The sequence below is a fragment of the Candidatus Neomarinimicrobiota bacterium genome (assembly GCA_016784545.1).
Classification (GTDB): Bacteria; Fidelibacterota; UBA8477; order UBA8477; family JABMPR01; genus JABMPR01.
Genome location: JADHUM010000067.1, coordinates 1 through 19,261, shown reverse-complemented (window position 1 = coordinate 19,261; position 19,261 = coordinate 1). Strand labels below are relative to the sequence as shown.

Genomic DNA, 19,261 nt, shown 5'->3' with positions numbered 1-19,261 from the left:
ATCTTTGAATATATCGAAGTGTTCTACAACAGAATCAGAAAACATTCAGCTCTGGGATATTTATCCCCAGATCAATATTATCAACAATCAATCAAATGGGCGGCATAGGCTTCTTTATGTGTCCACTTTTTTGTAGCAACTCCACGCTGTCAATCCTCGCTTGGAGTAATATTGAGTAGCGTATTACTTGAGATTATACTTCTGGAGCTTGTAGCGCAGAACTCGTTCGCTGATACCCAACCGGCGGGCGCACTCGCTCTGATTGCCCCCTGCCTCAGACAGGGTATTTTTTATGAGATCTACCTCCAGCCCACCAACAGAGTCCTTCAATTTACCTGAGGTGATTTTCTCCCCAGCCTTACGCTGCAAGTTTAGCCCGCCAGCTAAAATTTCAGATCCCGGGCAAAGCAATACTGCACGCTCCAGCAAATTACCCAATTCACGCACATTGCCTGGAAAATGATACGTTTTCAGGGCTTCAACCGCCTCTGTGGAGAGTGTCATCTCAGACCGACCTTCTCTAATACCAAATTTTTCAAGAAAATATTCTGACAGAACGCTAATATCCTCAGGCCTGTTCCTCAGGGGAGGGATTTCCAGATTGATGACATTTAATCGATAATAGAGATCTTCTCTAAACTCACCAATTTCAATAGCATGGAGCAAATCTACATTGGTGGCAGCAATCACTCTTACATCCGATTTGAGAACCTGATTCTCCCCAATTTTTTGAAACTCCCCACTCTGGAGAAAGCGTAAAAGCTTGGTTTGCATGTCAAGGGGAAGATCACCAATCTCATCCAGGAAAAGCGTTCCCTCATGCGCTTCCTCAAAGCGGCCCTTCCTTGTGGCAGTTGCCCCAGTGAAGGCGCCTTTCTCATGCCCGAAAAGTTCACTCTCAATAAGATGGCTGGGGAGGGCTGCGCAATTCACAGCTACCATGGCGTGTTTGCCCCGGGGTGAATGCTGATGTATATACTCAGCTAGAACTTCCTTGCCTACTCCGGTTTCGCCGGTGATAAGGACAGTGGCTTGACTGTCTGCCACGCGTCTTGCCTGTTGGAGCAAACCTAACATCACTGGATCCCTGGTAAGGAAACCCATCTCCCCTGAATCTTGCTCTATTGCGATTTTTTGAGGGTTTTGTGAAGCTTGTATGTGATCCTCGATGCCCTTGAGCAGTGCTTCAAGCTGATCCAGATCAACGGGTTTGGTTAAGAAATCCCAGGCACCAGACTTCATGGCATCCACGGCAATATCCACAGTTCCAAAGGCTGTTATAAGAACCAAAATGACATTGGGATGTCGCGATTTTACCTCCCGCAATAGATCAGCCCCGGTCATATACGGCATTTTGTAATCTGATAATACAATATCAACAGGATGGCTGTACATATGAGCCAGGGCTGTTTGTGCAGAGTCAGCCGTGCTCACATCGTATCCAATTTTCTGCAAGAAACCAGCAAGTGAATCTCGTTGGAGTCGTTCATCATCAACAATAAGGATCTTTGTCATTGTTTCACCGGTAGTTCGATTTGAAATGTACTTCCAGCTCCAATTTCACTGGTGACTTCGATGGTGCCATGATGGTCTGCAATAATTTTGTGTGTCAAAGCCAGGCCGACTCCAGTGCCCATGTCCTTGGTTGTATAATACAAATCAAAGACTCGACTAATTTGATTCTGTGCAATGCCTGACCCTGTATCCTGGACAACAATAATAGCGGCATCTCCCTTTTTGTAACCTCTTAACTGTACGGTAGCGCTACCTTCACACGCATCGAGTGCGTTTCTAACTATATTCGAAATAGCCTGTCTCAAATATTCCGCATCAGCATTAAATTCAAATTCCTGCACATCAATGGTCAATACAATTTCTTTATCAAGGGCTTCGGATATATACAACTCCTGAATACTCCCTAGAAAATCACCCATATTGAGGGTGGAAAAGCTCAGGGGCGTAGGTCTTGTGTATTCTAAGAAATCCTGGAGGGATGAATTGATGCGAGATATCTCTGAGACCATGGTACCAGTGAGCAATTCATATTCCTGTTGGTCCTTGCCTGTAGAAAATTCTCGCTTCAGGCGCTGGGCTACAATGCCTATGGCATTAAGTGGATTGCGAATCTCATGGGCAACTCCTGCTGCAAGCTCTCCTACGGCAGCCTGTTTTTCTCTGAGTCGATTCAGTTTCTCAAGCCTATATACCTCAGCTTCGATACGCTGCTTCTCTTCTTCCAATAAAATGGCATTTCGCCGGACCAGGAAAAATATAATTAAGACAAATGCAAGGAGGGAAAACAGCGTGGAGCGAATGAGAATTTGATATAAAATTTGACTTTTTAGACTCATCAAGGTATCCGCTTTAAAACCAATGCGAACCTCACCCAGACTTGTATTAAAAAATATGGGACGGACAACTTCCAGCAATTTGGTTTCGCCTTTGGATACGGTATAGAGGATATCTGCCAGTGGCTGTCTATCCCAGGTATCATCAATGATTTCGCCGGTTTTTGAAACAAAATAGGGTTCATGATCATCGAGAGCCAACTTCAGGTACTGCAAACCCTTGACATGGAGGAGTTCTTCCAGGGCAGACTCCATGGCAGTGAGATACTTAAAATTTTGCTCAGCTTCCATTGATAGTTGACAGGCGATTGCGCCCCCTCGGTCCCTGGGGATGGCAATTAAAAACTGATCCTCAGCACTATCAGCAAGCGCCGAACTGACCTGCTTTTGATCCACGCCGATGATTATTATCTCTGACTGTCTGGAAAGGATTGGTTGCAGTTGGCTTTGAATCCAAGCCTTCTCCACTACTGCTGCTTTCTGGTCCTTTTTTGAGGCTATTCTGGTACCGCCCTCCAACTTCCCTTCAGTATCCCAGGTGCTGATGTCCATAATGGTTTCATCGTTCACCCATTTATCCAGATCACTTCTGGAGAGTTGCTGCTCCTTATCTATTTGATTCAAGATACTAAGCATATCGATGGCTCTATCAATGTAGGACTGTTTGAGTTCCTCAGTGAGGTAGGCCTGTCCACTCCCGCTCTGTGCAATCACTGCAGCAGTCATGGCAGCCTGATCCTGGATAAGTTGGAGAACATCACGATATCTGGACTTGTACTCGAAATAGCTGGATAAAAGGAGTAAGCTCAAAACGACAAGATAAAGGCCCATATACCACGGATTCAGTTTCAAAATATTTTTAACAGCTCTCAGCAAGTATCCACCCTATCTAGTCGATTAAACTGGATAGAAAATTAAATGGAGTTGGATGAAGACCTAAATAAATCTGAATATCGGGAAAATGATTAAAAAATGCCCCAGACCCTTTGATATACTCAGGGACCGGGGCATTGGAATATTGATTGAAAACTAATTTATCGCTTCGAGCCAACCCTAAGACGATTCATGGATCGTTCTACTGCTCGAATTGCTCTCAACTCATCCAACCCCTCATCTTTTTTGCGACTGAGATGTTGCTTGGCCCGATCGTATGCTGTTTGCGCTCGGTTCAAGTCAATAGCTTCCATGGGTTCGGCAGATTCCACCAGGAGCTGCACGCCCTTATCGGTGATTTCAGCAAAACCCTTGGTAGAGGCGTAAAATTTCTCAATAGAACCCTTCACCACTTTGATTTCACCAACCGCCAAAGCCATAATTGACTCTGTATGCCCTGCCAGGACACCGAATGCACCATCTACACCAGGAGCACGGAGGTAATCTACATCACCCTCATCATACACTTTGGTAGGTGTAATGATTTCAAGATGAAATTTGGCTGCCATTATTAATTATCCGCTCTTCTTTGCGCTGGCAATCACGTCGTCAATATTTCCTTTATACATAAAGGCATTCTCATTGTATTTATCCATATCACCACCAAGGATGGCTTCAAACCCAGCGATAGAATCCTCTACGCTGACATATTTTCCTGCAGTGCCAGTAAATGTTTCCGCCACGAAAAATGGTTGTGAAAAGAATTTCTGCATGCGTCGAGCACGGTTCACTGTGTTCTTATCATCATCAGATAATTCATCCATACCAAGAATGGCGATAATATCTTGAAGGTCTTTATACTTCTGCAGCACAATTTTGACTTCCTGCGCAACGTTATAGTGACGATCTCCTACGACGCGAGGATCGAGTATTCTAGATGTGGATGAAAGTGGATCTACAGCAGGGTAAATTCCTAACTCGGAAATGCTGCGTTCCAAAACCGTAGTCGCATCAAGGTGGGCAAAAGTCGTTGCTGGGGCAGGATCTGTTAAATCATCAGCAGGGACGTAGATAGCCTGTACAGAGGTCACTGAGCCCTTCTTGGTTGATGTTATCCTTTCCTGGAGGTCACCCATCTCAGTAGACAGAGTTGGCTGGTAACCAACAGCAGAAGGCATACGTCCCAACAGAGCGGATACTTCAGACCCAGCCTGTGTGAAGCGGAAAATGTTATCGACGAAAAGCAAGACATCCTTGCCTTCCACATCACGGAAATATTCAGCCATTGTGAGACCTGATAAAGCCACACGGAGACGAGCTCCAGGTGGTTCATTCATCTGGCCAAATACCATGGCAGTTTTAGCGATAACCCCTGATTCGGTCATTTCAAGATAAAGATCATTACCCTCTCGAGTACGTTCACCCACTCCTGAGAATACTGAATAACCACCATGCTCAGTGGCAATGTTGCGGATCAGTTCCTGAATTAACACTGTTTTACCAACACCGGCACCACCGAATAAACCCGTTTTGCCACCCTTCGAGTATGGCTCAAGCAGATCAACAACCTTGATACCTGTTTCCAGAATCTCACTGGCAGTGGTCAGATCTTCCTGCTTGGGTGGATCGCGATGAATGGGGTGACGTTCCACATTGGGAGCGGGTTTCCCATCGATGACATTTCCCACCACATCAAACATACGGCCTAATGTCTCAGGACCAACGGGAACAGAAATGGGAGAACCAACATCAGTCACCTTGGTACCACGCTGGAGACCATCGGTAGAGTCCATGGCGATGGTTCGGACAACATTCTCGCCGAGATGCTGAGCGACCTCTAAAACCAGTATCCCTTCTTCACGCTCAATATTCAGAGCATTTAAAACTTCTGGCAGCTGACCCTCTTCAAAACGAACATCAACTACAGCACCCATAATCTGAACTACTTTTCCTTGTTTTGCCATCGTATGAATTTTCCTCTTATTCCACTAAAGCTTCGGCACCACTCACAACTTCCAGAATCTCAGTGGTAATTGCAGCTTGACGTGCCTTATTGTATTCCAGTCGGAGACTATCAATGAGATCTCCGGCATTATTCGTAGCTGCTTCCATTGAGGTCATCCTGGCTGCCTGCTCGGAGGCATTGGATTCCAGAAGAAAGCGCCACATTTGGATATTTAAATGACGGGGTACCAATGATTTGACTACCTCGTCCTTGGAAGGCTCAAACAGAAAATCTATACCAACTTCTTCAGCCTCATCTTCCAAAACCAGAGGGAGATAATGGTATTCCACGATCTTTTGCTGAGCAACATTCTTGAATTCATTAAAGATGACTCTCACATCATCATATTCACCTGCCAGATAGCGGGCCGTAACGGCTCTTGCCATTGTGGTGGCGTGACTAAAATCGAGTTCACTCCAGAAATCAGCATAATGTTCTACAACATCATAGCCTCTTTTTGAAAAATACTCATATCCCTTGCGCCCAATGCAGATGAGCTTTGAATTTTCTTTGCCAGCCGTTTTGATGATATTCTCTGCCTGGCGAAGAATGTTTGTGTTAAAACTGCCACAAAGACCCCGATCTGATGTCAATATGATAAAAGCCTTTTGCCGGGCTGGTCTCATTGTCAGAAGGTCATGGGAAGTTCGATCAATATCTGGAAGCAGTTGGTTAAGTACACCATTGATCCTAACAGCATAAGGCCTCGCCTGTTCCATGTTGCTCTGAGCACGACGTAATTTTGCCGCCGCCACGAGCTTCATAGCGCGCGTTACCTGCTTGATACTCTCAATGGTACCTATCCGCTTCCGAATGTCTTTTAAATTCGCCATAGCGATCCTTAGGCTACGAACCCTTTAACAAAGTCCGCAACTGTCTTATTCAATGCAGCATCAATCTCATCTGTCAGTTTGCCTTCTGTAGCAATCTGTTTGAGAAGGGCTGGCTGAGTTGCTTCCATATTTTCAAGAAATTCCCGTTCAAAACGACGAATCTCTTTGGGGTCGATTTGATCCAGAAAACCTCTTGAAGCAGCGTAGAAAATAGCAATCTGTTTTTCCACAACCATGGGGGCAAATTGATTCTGTTTCAACACTTCATAGAGAATTTTTCCCCTGGTCAACTGGTTTTGAGTCTCAGCATCCAGATCAGATCCGAACTGGGCAAAAGCTGCCAGTTCACGGTATTGGGCCAGATCAAGTCTCATTCCCCCCGCAACCTTCTTCATGGCGCCGATCTGGGCGTTTCCACCTACACGAGACACTGAGATACCTACGTTCAAGGCTGGACGCTGTCCGCTATTGAACAGATCCGTTTCCAAAAAGATCTGACCATCAGTAATGGAGATCACATTGGTTGGGATATAGGCAGACACATCACCCATTTGGGTTTCAATGATGGGCAAGGCTGTAAGGGAACCGCCACCCAACTCTTTATTCAATTTAGAGGAACGTTCCAATAAGCGGCTGTGGAGGTAGAACACATCTCCTGGATAGGCCTCACGACCTGGGGGTCTTCTCAGAAGCAGAGACATCTGGCGATAGGCCACAGCATGTTTGGAGAGATCATCATAGATAATCAGCGCATGTTTGCCATTATCACGAAAGTATTCACCAATAGAAGCACCGGTATAGGGTGCTAAAAATTGTAGTGGAGCAGGATCTGAGGCGTTTGCAGCAACAACGGTTGTATACTCCATCGCCCCCTGTGCATCAAGCTCGGCAACCACGCGGGCTACCGTGGATGCTTTCTGTCCAATAGCGACATAAATACAATATACTGGATCATCTGGCGTATCTGCACTGTGAGTATATTTCTGATTCACAATAGTATCCAGAGCCACGGCTGTCTTACCAGTCTGACGGTCGCCAATGATCAGTTCCCGCTGGCCACGGCCAATGGGAATCATACTGTCGATAGCTTTGATGCCTGTCTGGAGCGGTTCATTCACCGGACTTCTGGCCAACACACCCAGAGCTTTGCGCTCGACGGGATAGAGCTTTTCGGCCTTTATCGCTCCCTTGCCATCCATGGGAACGCCAATTGGGCTTAACACGCGTCCGATGACGGCATCACCAACTGCAACTGAAACAACCTTTCCAGTTCGCTTGGCCTGGTCACCCTCTTTTACAAGAGAAGTATTTCCAAATAAAACCAGTCCCACTTCGTCCTCTTCCAGGTTCATAGCCATACCCACAACACCGTTGGGGAGCTCAATCAGCTCTGAGGCCATAACATTTTCCAGTCCACTGACGCGGGCAATTCCGTCACCAACCATGATGACTTCCCCAATCTCGGCTACATCAATAGAGAGATCTAATTTGCTCAGTTCTTCCTGGAGTAATTTTGTGATTTCGTCTGTTCGAATATCTGTCATATTCTTGTCTTTCCTTTAGGACTGAATCAGTGCTTGTCTGATACGTGCCAGTTTACTGGAGAGGGAGGCATCCAAAATGGTATTGCCAACTCGTAATGTTAAACCACCCAGAATATCCTGATTTACTTCTGTAGTAAAATCAGCTTTCGAGGATGTGACTGATTGAACAGCCTGGTGTATGCCTTTTATCGTAGCGTCCGATAATTTACTGGTACTGACTGCATGCACTTTTACCTGATCACTACGCGTATAAAAAGCAGTTTCCAGACCATGCATGATCATGCCCAACAATTTCATATCCCGTTCATCCCCTAATTGGGCAATAAATGCCTGGTTGATGGGGTGCAAATCAGGGAACACTTTGCCAAGCAGTTGAATTTTGACTGATGCTTCAACTTTGGTTGAGGCTAGAAATGCCTTCAGTGCCGGTTCGCGACGATAACTGGCATAAAAAGACTTCATTGAGCGATAGACTGGCTCAAGAGCGTCCTTCATTTCAGCAATATTTAGTAACAGGTTGGCGTACTGGCGACTTTTTGCTGATGTGCGCATCAATTCCTTCCGTAATCCTTGAGAGCGTCATCGATGAGACGTTCGTTGTCTTCCAGAGTAATTGATTTTGAGATAATTTTTTCAGCAGCAGCCAGTGAGATATCCACAATCTGAGTCCGGATTTCTGCAATGGCCTTATCACGTTCTGCGCCAATCTGAATTTCAGCTTGTTTGAGAATCCCGGCAGATTTATCCTGCGCTTCATCGAGGATGTCAGCTTTCATCCGTTCAGCGGTTTCCTTGCCAGCAGCTACAATATTTTGGGCTTCTTGTCGAGCTTTGGCAACCATCGCTTCATATTCAATCGCAATTTTATCAGCTTCTTTACGAGCTTCTTCAGCTTCTTCAAGTGATTCACGAATGAAATTTTCGCGATTTTCCAGCGCTTTGATCATGGGCTTCCAGGCTTTGGTACCCAGAATCACCAACACCGCAATGAAGGTGATCCAGGTCCAAATCATTAAGCCTGTGTCAAACCGTAGCAGGTTTTCCATAGTTCCTCCGAAGGAGAGTTTTCAGGCTTTCTTATTTCAGCGCGATGAGGAGAGCTACAACCTCACCGATAATTGCAACACCTTCGAGGAGGAAGAGTGGCAAGTTAACTGCACCAGTAATGCTGGCAGCGGCTTCAGGCTGACGAGCGATACCAGCAGCAGCTGCTGCGGCCAATTTTCCAATTCCAAGTCCAGCGCCAATAACGATCATTCCAGCGCCAATTGCGGCACCTAGATAAGCTAATTCCATATTAAAACTCCTTGTTGTGTGTTTCTACCATTGCTACCTCACTGCACATACATGTCTCATATCCCTGAACTGAGTAGGCGCATTTAGAGCATAGTTGATAGAAGGTTTATATATTTTTTTGTTGTAAAAGATCAAAACTATTAATGATGTGGGTGAATTGATTGGCCAATAAACACAGATGAAAGCAGTGTGAACACATAAGCCTGCACAATACTCACGATAATCTCTAAAAAGGTAATACCCACATTCAAGGCGACTGAAGCAACACCAACATAGGCATTGTGAAGCAGAAATATAGGTGCAAAGATGGCCAGCATGGCAATATGCCCAGCGGTCATGTTAGCAGCCAGTCGCATGGTCAATGCGAAGGGTCTCACAAACATACTTAATATCTCAATTGGGATCAGAATGATATACACTGCTTTAGGCAAACCACTAGGGACCAGATTTTTCCAATGCTTAAAGAAGCCATGCTCCAAAATACCTGCAATAATAATGGCAATAAATGTAATCAAAGCTAAGGCTGCAGTCACATTGATATTGCCTGTGGCCGTCGTCCCACCGTGTCCATGATTTATATAACTAAAGAAAGGCATGAGACCGAGGAAGTTCATGGTGAGAATAAGAAAGAAAAAGGACATCACGAGCGGTCCCCATTTCAAGACATGATTCTTTCCAACCGTGGGAATGAGAATTCCTGTCCTGACAAAGTCAACGACATACTCAAAAGCATTTGAAAAACCACTGGGGACAGGGCGCTCTTCTTTGCGATATCGTCTGGTTGCGTAGAGGGCAGCAGAAACAAGCACACCAGCGGCAATCCAGAGCATGATGACGTGCTTCGTGATGGAAAGATCAACACCAAATAGTTCAAAATGAATCATCACGTCACTATTCGCGACATGCTCAATGATTTTATCTCCAATGTTGTTACTGGTTCCGTGGCCTGGTGCAGCCATCAAGAATTCTCCCCTGTTTTTTGTGTGCTTCCTGCCATAAAAAGCGGCCAATAATAAGCTTCGACCCCATGCCACGCAAGGAAGTTTATGACTAATATTACAATAAATGTCACGTTATCCAAAGCCCCCGCTTTCAAGAGGATAGTCGACCATATCCCCATCAGAACAACCTTAAAGAAAAAGCCTATAATATTTATTTTTTGAAGGTTTTGAGCGTCATTTGTTTTTGAATATTCTGCCCAGAGCAATAGGCCGCCACTTATCAGGATTGGAATAATGGCTCCAGCGAGCACAGATTTCACTAAATCCGGGCGCCCCGTGAAGATTAGGGCCAGGATAGCTAAACCATTTAAAATCAGGGCTGAAACCCCCAATACCTGCCAGGCTTTCACTCGTCCTTCTCTTTCATATAGAGACTTTTGTAAAGCTCATACATACCAATAACCACACCTAATAGCGCGCCGGTGAGGACCCCATACTGAGGCCAGCCAAATTTTTGATCGATAAAATAGCCGATAGCACCAAGACCTAAAACACTGCCGGTCATGGTCGAGGCAGCTGCCATATACTTGCCTGAGCCGTCAGATTTCAAGTGCTGCTAAATCTCTTCGCCGAGGGCTTCAAATTCGTCAGAAGTAGACGTTTCTGGAACCATAGAACTGCGACCATGGAATACTGCCCCATCTTCAATGATGAGTCTGGTAGCAATAACATCCCCTTTAAGTCGTCCGGCTTTCCCCAGGGCAACCTTGCCCTTTACCTCAATATTGCCACCCACGATACCACCAATGATTGCGTAATCCCCTTTGATTCCCCCTTTGACAACACCGGATTCAGAGACAGTAACAAACCCGCTGGCTTCTATACTGCCATCGACTGTACCGTTTATGTGTGCACTCCCATTGATATTCATATCACCAGAAATATGAGTCCCACGCCCTACAATTGTTTCAATACGATGTATTCTATTTGCCATTTTTGTAATCCTTCTTAACAGATGGAGCACTTGTTTCGTTCAGTTCGGTGATAAATGTGGCTGGATCAAGTGGTACACCTTCATACCAGATCTCAAAGTGAAGATGAGCACCATCAGAAATACCTGTGTTGCCCATGATGGCGATGGGTTCTGCACGATCTACAACCTGTCGCTGCGTCACAAGGTTTTGCTCATTGTGACCATATACAGTGAGATAGCTGTTACCATGGTCAATAATAATCGTATTCCCAAAACGATAGGTCCAATCTGAAAAAATGACATATCCTCGACCTGCAGCTTTCACAACCCGATCCTCAATGGAGGACAAATCTATTCCAAGATGGTCCTGACTAAAGAGCCCTTCCCTGACTTGAAATCCAGCATTCACAAATCCCTTAATGGGTAAATAGGTCGGCAAATCATCCAACAAGCCCATAGTTTCAAAAGGAGACAGCTCCCAATTATCCTCAAAAGCTGTGCTATCCCCTGCATTTGTACTCAGATTATAATGGCTCCCCAGTGTGCTTTCGATAAAGTGATTGATCTCATCAATACGCTTGGAATTTTTCAACAAACCAGCCACTTCCTGTCTTTCACCAAGCAGATAATCGTTCTCACGCCTTATCTCCCGATACTCCATTGCTTTCGGCAGGTAATATGTTGAAAATAGAATGATAGCTACAAGCAGCAACAGGATGAGCAATTTCAGAGCATTGACTGTCGTGGCGGTGATCGAATAGGACCTGCCGTTGGTTTCGTTATCTGGTAGGATGAGAATAGTATATTTTTCGTGTTTCATGATTTCCTGTCTCTACTAATTCCTGTTGGGGAAATGGTTCCGAATGCAGATTTATTATTTTTTCATGGACTCAAAGAGTTCCAGTAAGCGTTCCAGATCCTCATCACCAAAATACTCAACTTCAATGATCCCCTTCTTGGGACCGGCTTTAATCTGTACTCGGGTTCCCAGAACTGTCATGAGGGCTTCTTCACTCCTGGTTATAAAAACTGACTTCTTTGGGGGCATTTTCTTCTTCTTCGCTGAAACAGGCGTCTTTTCTTTGAGCTTTTTGACATAATTTTCAGTTTCCCGAACGCTCATGTTGTTCCTGCGAACTTGCTGGAAGATATGAATCATTTCTTTTTCTGAATCCAGGCCCAGAAGCGCTCTGGCATGACCTGCTGATATGACGAGATTTTTCAGGGCAATCTTAATTTCTGCTGGCAACTTCAAGAGGCGCATGGCATTTGTTATGGCCGCTCGACTTTTGCCAATATTTCCGGCAATTTCTTCATGAGACAGGTCGTACTTTTTCGATAGGAGTGAGTATGCTTCAGCTTCTTCAAGAGGATTCAGATTATCCCTTTGTAAATTTTCAATCAGAGCTAACTCCATCATATCCACATCTTTTTCCACGTTAAGAATATGAATTGGGATTGTCTCCAACCCCAGGTCCTGGCAAGCTCTCAGACGCCTTTCACCTGCGATGAGCTCATACTCACCATTGACTTCACGCACCGTGATGGGTTGAATTAAACCTTTTGACTTAATTGAAGCTTTCAGATCCTCAAAAGCCTGTACTGCTTTTTCCGAATCAAAATCTTTTCTGGGTTGAAAAGGATTTGGACGAATATCGTTGGGAGAAACTGTGAGCGAGGAGATAGATGACTCCTCAGGAGCACCCAATGAATCAAGAATTGCATCCAGCCCCCGTCCCAGTCTTTTAGGAACTTCAGGCATTTTCAAGCACCTCTTCCACGAGATTCATATAGTTTGCGGCGCCCACAGAATTCGCATCATACAGCATAATGGGTTTACCATAACTCGGTGATTCACTTAAGCGAACATTCCTGTTGATGTAGGTCTTGTAAACCCGGTCTTTAAAATAGGTTTTGACTTCTTCCACGACCTGCTTGCTCAAATTCAGCCGACTATCATACATGGTCATCAAAACACCTTCAATAACGAGTGCCTTGTTGATGGTTTTCTGAACCCGGCGGACAGTATTCAACAATTGACCCAGACCTTCCAGGGCATAGTACTCACATTGAATTGGTATCAGAATTGAGTGAGCGGCTGTGAGTGCATTTAAGGTGAGAAGACCAAGTGAAGGCGGACAATCAATAATGATAAAATCATAATTCTCTTCAATTTCAGCTACCGCCTCTTTCAAAATACGCTCTCTGGCAATGGCCGAAACCAATTCCACTTCTGCTCCCACCAGCGAAGGACTGGAAGGCACCAGGTCCAGAAATGGCAATTCACACTTGTGCATGATGTCAGGAATAGTTGCCTGACCAAGCAAGACTTGATAAATACTTTTCCCGTCCACCCGAACGGGGTGTCCAAGCCCAGCTGTAGAATTTGCCTGGGGATCAAAATCAATAAGTAGGGTCTTTTTCTCAGTCACGGCCAAACCTGCAGCCAGATTGACTGAAGTGGTTGTTTTCCCCACACCCCCCTTTTGATTCACGATGGCTATTATTTTTGCCATAAGATATTGTTTTTTAAAGACCTTTGCTAATTATGTTCAGGCTTTGAATATAGTTGACCTCTATCCCAAATACAACGGGTAGCTGAGTGTCACTCTCCATTGGAAATGAAAAACCTAGAGCGTAATAATTCTGGCAAGGAAACAGATAAAATAATGATCACGGCACCCAACAAGGCTGAGCTGCTTAATGCTTCACCTAATAATACCCAACCCCAGATACTGGCTAAAATAGGAATGAGAAATGTCGTATAACTCATTTTCACAATGGTAACACGATTAACCAACCAAAAATACATGGTGAACCCGATGGCTGAACCAAAAATCGCGAGGTAAGCAGTGGCTGCAATTGTTAGCGTATTAAACTCCACATTGCTCCAGGATTCGGTCACTAATCCGGTGATTAACAATAATGTTGCTCCGATCAGCATGGCTGAAGCATTGGCTGCAACCGGATCCAGATTCGCTCCATCTCGTTTATAAAGCACATTGGGATAGGCTGCGGCAAAGATTGACACCAGGATAATGAGCATCCCTGTAGCTACCTGTGGATCGAAAGATGCTCCCCTTAGATCAAAGATGAAGAGGGTGCCAATTATTGATCCTACCAGACTGAATATGCTTGAGGCAGTAATTTTTTCATTTTTTAGCATTCCATGGGCGAATAGAGCAATCATGACCGGTAGGGTCGCCCAGAGTATGGATGTAATATTGCTGTTTACGTATTGCATTCCCCAATAGGTGAGTCCATAACCAATAAAGAAATTCCCCAAACCCAAAGACAGGATGAGGTAAAGATGTTCCCGTTGAGGGAGGACGGCTTTTTTGTGCAATTTTTGATAGAAGACAAGGACAATCCCTGCAATAAAAAAACGGATTGAAGCCATAAGAAATGGTGTATCCCCAACACTCACTTTAATGGCAATCCAGGTACTCCCCCAAATCAGGATTAAAACCAGATATAATACAGGTATTATGTAAGACTTATTTTTCACGCGGTGAAATTAGTTTGGTTCTGCCCATAGGCTATTCAATTGTTTCATTCACAATGAATTAAAGCCTCATTCTCAAAAGAGTTAATTCGTGTTTCCAGAAGTGAGAAGTCAGTACTTCAGATTAAGAATCTCACCCTTACAGGTCCATAAATAGCTTGCCAGGTTCAGGTATTTCTCAAAGAATAATTCAAGAAATTTGTTGGGTTTTTGCGCATCCTACAGTTGCTTCAGAACAACCCCACTTGCTTGAATTCATTGCAAACAGGGACTCATATGACTTTCGCAAGTTTTACCTGCTATTATTAACTTCTATCAATAAACACTACTAATACTATTTGCTATTAATATTTCTCACTCACTTCGGCATGTATATGGCAAAGCTAGATTATGAAATATAGATTTGATATGAATGCATCAGACATAAAAGAACGCCTCTCAGACAAAACCAGACCGGTTTTCGCTATTGGTATTGCTGCAGAGCTGGTCGGCGTTTCAGTCCACACCTTGCGAATGTATGAGACTGAAGGTCTCATCATTCCCCAGCGCACAAAATCCAAGCGTCGTCTTTATTCCCAGGCAGATATCGAAAGACTTCAATGCATCCGGGTCATGATAGAAGATCGTGGCTTCAATCTGGCAGGGATTAAAGGAATGATGTCCATGGCTCCCTGCTGGGAGATCAAAGGCTGCAGCGAATCAGATCGAGCCGTATGTGATGCATATAAGACATCTTTAGAGCCATGTTGGCTGGTTAAATCTAAAGCTTCAGCCTGTCAGGACGAAGTTTGTTCTGAATGCGTAGTTTATAGAGATGTAACGACCTGTCACAACATGAAATCCTATTTACAACAACATTGGAAGAACACATGAGCACTAGCATGAATCGCCGTGATTTTATAAAAATCGCCGGTGTAGGCGCCGGAAGCCTCGCTTTCGCAACACCCCTGTTTGATTTCTCCACAGGAGACATTTTGGCTCCTGATACAGTTCCTGGCATGTATGCCAAGAGAACACCAACATACTGTGAGATTTGTTTCTGGAAGTGTGCAGGTTGGGTACATACCAATGAAGAGGGTAAGATCTGGAAAGTAACCGGTCACGAAGATGATCCTCATTCAAATGGTCGACTATGCCCCCGAGGTACTGGCGGTGTGGGTATGTATAACGATGAAGATCGCCTAAAGACACCTCTTATCAGGACTGAAGTAAATGGCGTCCAAGCCTTTCGCGAAGCAAGCTGGGATGAAGCATTCACCTACATAGCTGATGGGTTAAAAAAAGTTGCCGAAGAACATGGACCAGAGTGTACGGCGCTCTTTTCTCACGGTTCAGGGGGGCATTATTTTGGAGATTTGTTAAAAGCTTTTGGTTCCAATAACATTACAGCTCCTTCATATGCACAATGTCGAGGACCCCGTGAAGTAGGTTTCTTCGCTACCTATGGTGAAGGAGTTGGGTCCCCGGAACGTGTTGATATCCGAGATACACGCTGCCTGGTTCTCATTGGATCTCATTTTGGTGAAAACATGCACAACGGTCCAGTTCAGGAAATCGCACAGGCTACTGCCAAGGGTGCAACTATTATTACGGTTGACCCCCGCTTTTCCACAGTTGCCAGCAAATCAAAATTCTGGCTACCTATCAAACCAGCTACAGACATGGCCCTATTATTAGCCTGGATGCATGTCATCATCAATGAAGGTCTTTACGACAAAGAATATGTTGAAAAGTATGTCTACGGTTTTGACGAACTTAAAGCCCATGTTGCTACCAACACGCCGGAATGGGCCTATGGCCTCACAACAATTAAGCCAGAAACTATCCGAGAGACCGCTCGTGAAATGGCCAATGCCAGTCCAAGAGTTATCATTCATCCTGGTCGCCATGTGACTTGGTATGGTGATGATACACAACGCCTTAGAGCCGTTGCAATGTTGAATGCGCTGTTAGGATCCTGGGGTCGCAGGGGAGGCTTTTATAACCCTGAAAAAGTTAGTTTTAAGACCTACCCTCACCCTCAATTTCCCACGCCCAAGCGGACTTGGAAAGATGCTTATCCTGGAAAGTTCAAATTGGCAAGCCTGGCTTTGGCTTCAGGAATTTGCGATGCGACAGTCCCCGCCACTGGAAGAGACTGCTCATTTAAAGCCTGGATAGTCAACGGGACCAACCTGATTCACACCCTGCCAAATCAGGCAAACACCTTGAAGGCAATTCAGGCATTGGATCTCATGGTGGTGATCGATACCATGCCCATGGAAATCACCGGATATGCTGATGTGATTTTACCTGAATGTACGTATCTGGAACGTTATGATGATATCCGCGTCAGTGCTCATCGTGAACCAACTCTCGCCTTGCGTATGCCTGCAGCTGAACCAAAGTACAATACCAAACCAGCCTGGTGGATGGCCAAAGGTCTGGCTGAAAAAATGGGATTGGGACCCTTCTTCCCCTGGAAGGATATTGAGGAGAAGTTGGATTGGGAACTGAAACAAGTGGGATCATCCCTTGAAGAAATGAAGCGTATTGGTGTCAAGAAGATGAAACGCTCCTTTGATGACCTCTACCCCATGGAAAATCTTGAAGATTTCGAGTTTAATACCAATACTGGTAAAATCGAGCTCTACTCCACAGCCATGGAAGATGAGGGTTACGACCCCTTACCAAAATACAAGGCACATGAAGAGCCACCTGAAGGCTACTATCGCCTCAATTATGGCCGCGCTCCCATGCACACGTTTAGCCGGACTGCCAACAATCCAAATCTTACCGATCTCATGGATGAAAACAGTGTCTGGGTAAACCCCAAGGTTGCCAAAGAATGGGGTCTGAAAAATGATCAATATTTGTGGTTAGAAAACCAGGATGGTGTGGTCAGTAAGACTCCCATCAAGGTTCGTGTTACTGAACGTATCCGTTTTGACAGTGTGTACATGGTTCATGGTTTTGGACATACCGAAAAAAAACTGACCCGTGCAAATGGTCGAGGTGCCAGTGATGCTGATTTGATCACCCGGGTTCACATTGATCCTGAAATGGGTGGAACAGGCATGAGGGGCAATTTCGTGACCTTCCGTTTTGAAGCTGGGAAGGAGGTGTCCTCATGAGATACGCCATGGCTGTAGACACGCTTAAGTGCGTGGGCTGTAATGACTGTGTTGTTGCCTGTCAGACTGAAAATGATGTACCGATTGGATATTGCAGGGATTGGATTGTGGAAAAGACGACGGGTACCTATCCTCAGTTGCAGCTTGAAATTCGTTCTGAGCGCTGTAACCATTGTGCAAATGCTCCCTGTGTGAGGACCTGTCCCACAGAGGCAAGTCACTATGCCGAAGGTGGTATTGTTCTGGTGGAAGAAAGCGAATGTATCGGCTGTAAGGCCTGTATCACATCATGCCCTTACGATGCACGTTTTATTCACCCTGAGGGCTATGTTGACAAGTGCACATTCTGTATCCATCGGGTTGAAAAAGGCCAGGATCCCGCATGTGTTGCCGTCTGTCCTACCCATTGTATGATCTTTGGTGATCTGGATGATCCGAACAGTGATATATCCAGAGCCATGGCTACCAGAAAATGGAAATCACTCATTCCCGAAGCTGGGACTGACCCCAAAGTGTTTTATTTAATATGATATTGGCAATTTCAAAAAAGACCTTAACCACAGGGGACGCGGAGCGAACAAAGGTGTTTTTAGCAACATCCATGTTCCATCTGTGTTTCATCCGTGGCTAATAATTGTGTAAGGATATGATATTGATATGATTGAAGAAATTATCACCAGTGGACGCATGAACCCCGAGATTGATCCCATCCTCCACGTCTGGGGTTGGGAAATCCCCTTTTATCTATTCCTTGGAGGAATCTCAGCGGGAATCTTGATATTCTCGGCCTATTTCAGCCTGCGTGGACGGCAAGATGAGCTGCCAGTCGCCGTAAAATGGATGCCCCTGGCGGTCCCCTTCCTAATTGGGATTGGATTGATCGCCCTCCTCATGGATCTATCCCATGTGCTCTATTTCTGGCAACTATTTACCAATATCCGCTGGGAATCACCCATGTCCTGGGGGGCGTGGACTCTAGGTATCATTATGCCGCTGTCCATAGCCTGGATCGCAACCTGGGTTGAAGATATTTTTCCAAAATGGGATTGGAAGTTTGACGAAGTTAAAACAGCCATCAACTGGCTTAAAGCGTATCGTCGATATATGGCTCAAGCTCTCATCCTGTTATCCGTGATACTTGGTATGTACACGGGAATCCTGCTGTCGGCCTTTAACGCCAGACCATTCTGGAACACCAGTATTCTGGGACCATTGTTCTTGACGTCTGGATTATCTGCCAGCGCTGCTTTGATTTCATACTTTTCCAAATCTGAAGTGGAGAAACGCTTGTTCACGAGGATAGATATCATCCTGATCGGGATAGAATTGTTCATGATCGTCCATCTATTTATGGGTCATCTCGCAGGAACCCAGGTTCACATCCAGGCCGCTCAGATGTTCCTGGGTGGTGCTTTCACCGTTCCTTTCTGGATATTTGTTGTCGGGCTTGGTTTGATCTTGCCTGTGATTCTGGAAATTTTGGAGCTTAAACATAAATTTATCCCAGCCATCGTGCCCGTGGTGCTCATAGTAGGTGGGAATCTCATGCTGCGCATTATCGTTGTGAATGCCGGTCAAGCCAGCCGTTGGTTGTATTAAGTAATGATTATTTACCACGAAAACTCAAAGACACCAAGCTGCACAAATTCTGGTTTGGTGTTCCTTGGTGACTTTGTGCCTTCGTTGTTAAGAATTGAATATTAATTGAATAAGGGTTATTGATGATGAAAACAAAGTACATGAATCCCTATCTGGCAGGTGTCCTGTTGGGATTGGTGCTCCTCATGGCATTTTTCTTTTCAGGCCGAGGTCTGGGGGCAAGTGGTGCAG

General features: G+C 45.1%; 22 protein-coding genes. 5 read left to right on the top strand and 17 right to left on the bottom strand.

The window, feature by feature from the left end:
• A partial coding sequence (locus ISR87_13730) for an IS3 family transposase (protein ID MBL7026502.1) occupies positions 1-108 on the top strand: 108 nt, incomplete at its 5' end.
• A gap of 75 nt (positions 109-183) precedes the next feature.
• Here the strand turns inward: ISR87_13730 and ISR87_13725 are convergent.
• The 17 genes from ISR87_13725 to ISR87_13645 form a co-directional block, all read right to left on the bottom strand.
• Complete coding sequence (locus tag ISR87_13725) at positions 184-1,515, bottom strand: sigma-54-dependent Fis family transcriptional regulator (GenBank protein MBL7026501.1); 1,332 nt, start codon at positions 1,513-1,515, stop codon at positions 184-186.
• A complete protein-coding gene (locus ISR87_13720) occupies positions 1,512-3,179 on the bottom strand; it encodes an ATP-binding protein (protein ID MBL7026500.1) in 1,668 nt (555 codons plus the stop codon). Before ISR87_13720 ends, ISR87_13725 begins: the two co-directional genes overlap by 4 nt.
• A 203-nt stretch (positions 3,180-3,382) precedes the next feature.
• Complete coding sequence (gene atpC, locus ISR87_13715) at positions 3,383-3,790, bottom strand: ATP synthase F1 subunit epsilon (GenBank protein ID MBL7026499.1); 408 nt, start codon at positions 3,788-3,790, stop codon at positions 3,383-3,385.
• Between the two features lie 6 nt (positions 3,791-3,796).
• A complete protein-coding gene (atpD, locus tag ISR87_13710; protein MBL7026498.1) occupies positions 3,797-5,185 on the bottom strand; it encodes a F0F1 ATP synthase subunit beta in 1,389 nt (462 codons plus the stop codon).
• A 16-nt stretch (positions 5,186-5,201) separates the two neighbouring features.
• A complete protein-coding gene (gene atpG / locus ISR87_13705; protein MBL7026497.1) occupies positions 5,202-6,059 on the bottom strand; it encodes an ATP synthase F1 subunit gamma in 858 nt (285 codons plus the stop codon).
• A gap of 8 nt (positions 6,060-6,067) precedes the next feature.
• Positions 6,068-7,603, bottom strand: coding sequence for a F0F1 ATP synthase subunit alpha (locus tag ISR87_13700; protein MBL7026496.1), 1,536 nt, complete (start codon positions 7,601-7,603; stop codon positions 6,068-6,070).
• Between the two features lie 15 nt (positions 7,604-7,618).
• Positions 7,619-8,155, bottom strand: a complete 537-nt coding sequence (gene atpH, locus ISR87_13695) for an ATP synthase F1 subunit delta (GenBank protein MBL7026495.1) — start codon at positions 8,153-8,155, stop codon at positions 7,619-7,621.
• Positions 8,155-8,649 (bottom strand): F0F1 ATP synthase subunit B, encoded by a 495-nt coding sequence (atpF, locus tag ISR87_13690; protein ID MBL7026494.1) that lies wholly within the window; start codon positions 8,647-8,649, stop codon positions 8,155-8,157. Before atpF ends, atpH begins: the two co-directional genes overlap by 1 nt.
• 31 nt (positions 8,650-8,680) lie before the next feature.
• On the bottom strand, positions 8,681-8,899 hold the full coding sequence (locus tag ISR87_13685; GenBank protein ID MBL7026493.1) for a F0F1 ATP synthase subunit C: 219 nt from the start codon (positions 8,897-8,899) through the stop codon (positions 8,681-8,683).
• Between the two features lie 140 nt (positions 8,900-9,039).
• Positions 9,040-9,858, bottom strand: coding sequence for a F0F1 ATP synthase subunit A (gene atpB / locus ISR87_13680; GenBank protein MBL7026492.1), 819 nt, complete (start codon positions 9,856-9,858; stop codon positions 9,040-9,042).
• Positions 9,858-10,250, bottom strand: coding sequence for a hypothetical protein (locus tag ISR87_13675; protein ID MBL7026491.1), 393 nt, complete (start codon positions 10,248-10,250; stop codon positions 9,858-9,860). Before ISR87_13675 ends, atpB begins: the two co-directional genes overlap by 1 nt.
• Positions 10,247-10,450 (bottom strand): AtpZ/AtpI family protein, encoded by a 204-nt coding sequence (locus ISR87_13670; GenBank protein MBL7026490.1) that lies wholly within the window; start codon positions 10,448-10,450, stop codon positions 10,247-10,249. Before ISR87_13670 ends, ISR87_13675 begins: the two co-directional genes overlap by 4 nt.
• Positions 10,451-10,456: 6 nt before the next feature.
• Positions 10,457-10,834 (bottom strand): polymer-forming cytoskeletal protein, encoded by a 378-nt coding sequence (locus ISR87_13665; protein ID MBL7026489.1) that lies wholly within the window; start codon positions 10,832-10,834, stop codon positions 10,457-10,459.
• Positions 10,824-11,633, bottom strand: a complete 810-nt coding sequence (locus tag ISR87_13660) for a M23 family metallopeptidase (protein ID MBL7026488.1) — start codon at positions 11,631-11,633, stop codon at positions 10,824-10,826. The genes ISR87_13665 and ISR87_13660 overlap by 11 nt, the downstream gene beginning before the upstream one ends.
• 54 nt (positions 11,634-11,687) lie before the next feature.
• A complete protein-coding gene (locus ISR87_13655) occupies positions 11,688-12,575 on the bottom strand; it encodes a ParB/RepB/Spo0J family partition protein (GenBank protein MBL7026487.1) in 888 nt (295 codons plus the stop codon).
• Positions 12,568-13,329, bottom strand: coding sequence for a ParA family protein (locus ISR87_13650; GenBank protein ID MBL7026486.1), 762 nt, complete (start codon positions 13,327-13,329; stop codon positions 12,568-12,570). Before ISR87_13650 ends, ISR87_13655 begins: the two co-directional genes overlap by 8 nt.
• Before the next feature lie 89 nt (positions 13,330-13,418).
• Positions 13,419-14,321: a DMT family transporter gene (locus tag ISR87_13645; GenBank protein MBL7026485.1), complete on the bottom strand. Its 903-nt coding sequence runs from the start codon at positions 14,319-14,321 to the stop codon at positions 13,419-13,421.
• 387 nt (positions 14,322-14,708) lie between these two features.
• Here ISR87_13645 and ISR87_13640 point away from each other — a divergent pair, with 387 nt between their 5' ends.
• The 4 genes from ISR87_13640 to nrfD all read left to right on the top strand — a co-directional run bounded on the left by ISR87_13640 (position 14,709) and on the right by nrfD (position 19,030).
• Positions 14,709-15,191, top strand: coding sequence for a MerR family transcriptional regulator (locus ISR87_13640; GenBank protein MBL7026484.1), 483 nt, complete (start codon positions 14,709-14,711; stop codon positions 15,189-15,191).
• On the top strand, positions 15,188-17,431 hold the full coding sequence (locus ISR87_13635) for a molybdopterin-dependent oxidoreductase (protein MBL7026483.1): 2,244 nt from the start codon (positions 15,188-15,190) through the stop codon (positions 17,429-17,431). The genes ISR87_13640 and ISR87_13635 overlap by 4 nt, the downstream gene beginning before the upstream one ends.
• On the top strand, positions 17,428-17,961 hold the full coding sequence (locus tag ISR87_13630) for a 4Fe-4S dicluster domain-containing protein (GenBank protein MBL7026482.1): 534 nt from the start codon (positions 17,428-17,430) through the stop codon (positions 17,959-17,961). The genes ISR87_13635 and ISR87_13630 overlap by 4 nt, the downstream gene beginning before the upstream one ends.
• A gap of 127 nt (positions 17,962-18,088) precedes the next feature.
• Positions 18,089-19,030, top strand: a complete 942-nt coding sequence (nrfD, locus tag ISR87_13625) for a polysulfide reductase NrfD (protein MBL7026481.1) — start codon at positions 18,089-18,091, stop codon at positions 19,028-19,030.
• The last annotated feature ends 231 nt before the right edge of the window (positions 19,031-19,261 follow it).

Bases quoted from the DNA above. Each gene is read 5' to 3' on its own strand.
- atpD (MBL7026498.1), bottom strand. From the start codon at position 5,185: ATGGCAAAACAAGGAAAAGTAGTTCAGATTATGGGTGCTGTAGTTGAT.
- atpH (MBL7026495.1), bottom strand. From the start codon at position 8,155: ATGCGCACATCAGCAAAAAGTCGCCAGTACGCCAACCTGTTACTAAAT.
- ISR87_13635 (MBL7026483.1), top strand. From the start codon at position 15,188: ATGAGCACTAGCATGAATCGCCGTGATTTTATAAAAATCGCCGGTGTA.
- ISR87_13725 (MBL7026501.1), bottom strand. From the start codon at position 1,515: ATGACAAAGATCCTTATTGTTGATGATGAACGACTCCAACGAGATTCA.
- ISR87_13685 (MBL7026493.1), bottom strand. From the start codon at position 8,899: ATGGAATTAGCTTATCTAGGTGCCGCAATTGGCGCTGGAATGATCGTT.
- ISR87_13650 (MBL7026486.1), bottom strand. From the start codon at position 13,329: ATGGCAAAAATAATAGCCATCGTGAATCAAAAGGGGGGTGTGGGGAAA.
- atpB (MBL7026492.1), bottom strand. From the start codon at position 9,858: ATGGCTGCACCAGGCCACGGAACCAGTAACAACATTGGAGATAAAATC.
- atpF (MBL7026494.1), bottom strand. From the start codon at position 8,649: ATGGAAAACCTGCTACGGTTTGACACAGGCTTAATGATTTGGACCTGG.
- ISR87_13665 (MBL7026489.1), bottom strand. From the start codon at position 10,834: ATGGCAAATAGAATACATCGTATTGAAACAATTGTAGGGCGTGGGACT.
- ISR87_13655 (MBL7026487.1), bottom strand. From the start codon at position 12,575: ATGCCTGAAGTTCCTAAAAGACTGGGACGGGGGCTGGATGCAATTCTT.
- ISR87_13720 (MBL7026500.1), bottom strand. From the start codon at position 3,179: ATGGGCCTTTATCTTGTCGTTTTGAGCTTACTCCTTTTATCCAGCTAT.
- ISR87_13660 (MBL7026488.1), bottom strand. From the start codon at position 11,633: ATGAAACACGAAAAATATACTATTCTCATCCTACCAGATAACGAAACC.
- atpG (MBL7026497.1), bottom strand. From the start codon at position 6,059: ATGGCGAATTTAAAAGACATTCGGAAGCGGATAGGTACCATTGAGAGT.
- ISR87_13640 (MBL7026484.1), top strand. From the start codon at position 14,709: ATGAAATATAGATTTGATATGAATGCATCAGACATAAAAGAACGCCTC.
- ISR87_13630 (MBL7026482.1), top strand. From the start codon at position 17,428: ATGAGATACGCCATGGCTGTAGACACGCTTAAGTGCGTGGGCTGTAAT.
- atpC (MBL7026499.1), bottom strand. From the start codon at position 3,790: ATGGCAGCCAAATTTCATCTTGAAATCATTACACCTACCAAAGTGTAT.
- nrfD (MBL7026481.1), top strand. From the start codon at position 18,089: ATGATTGAAGAAATTATCACCAGTGGACGCATGAACCCCGAGATTGAT.
- ISR87_13700 (MBL7026496.1), bottom strand. From the start codon at position 7,603: ATGACAGATATTCGAACAGACGAAATCACAAAATTACTCCAGGAAGAA.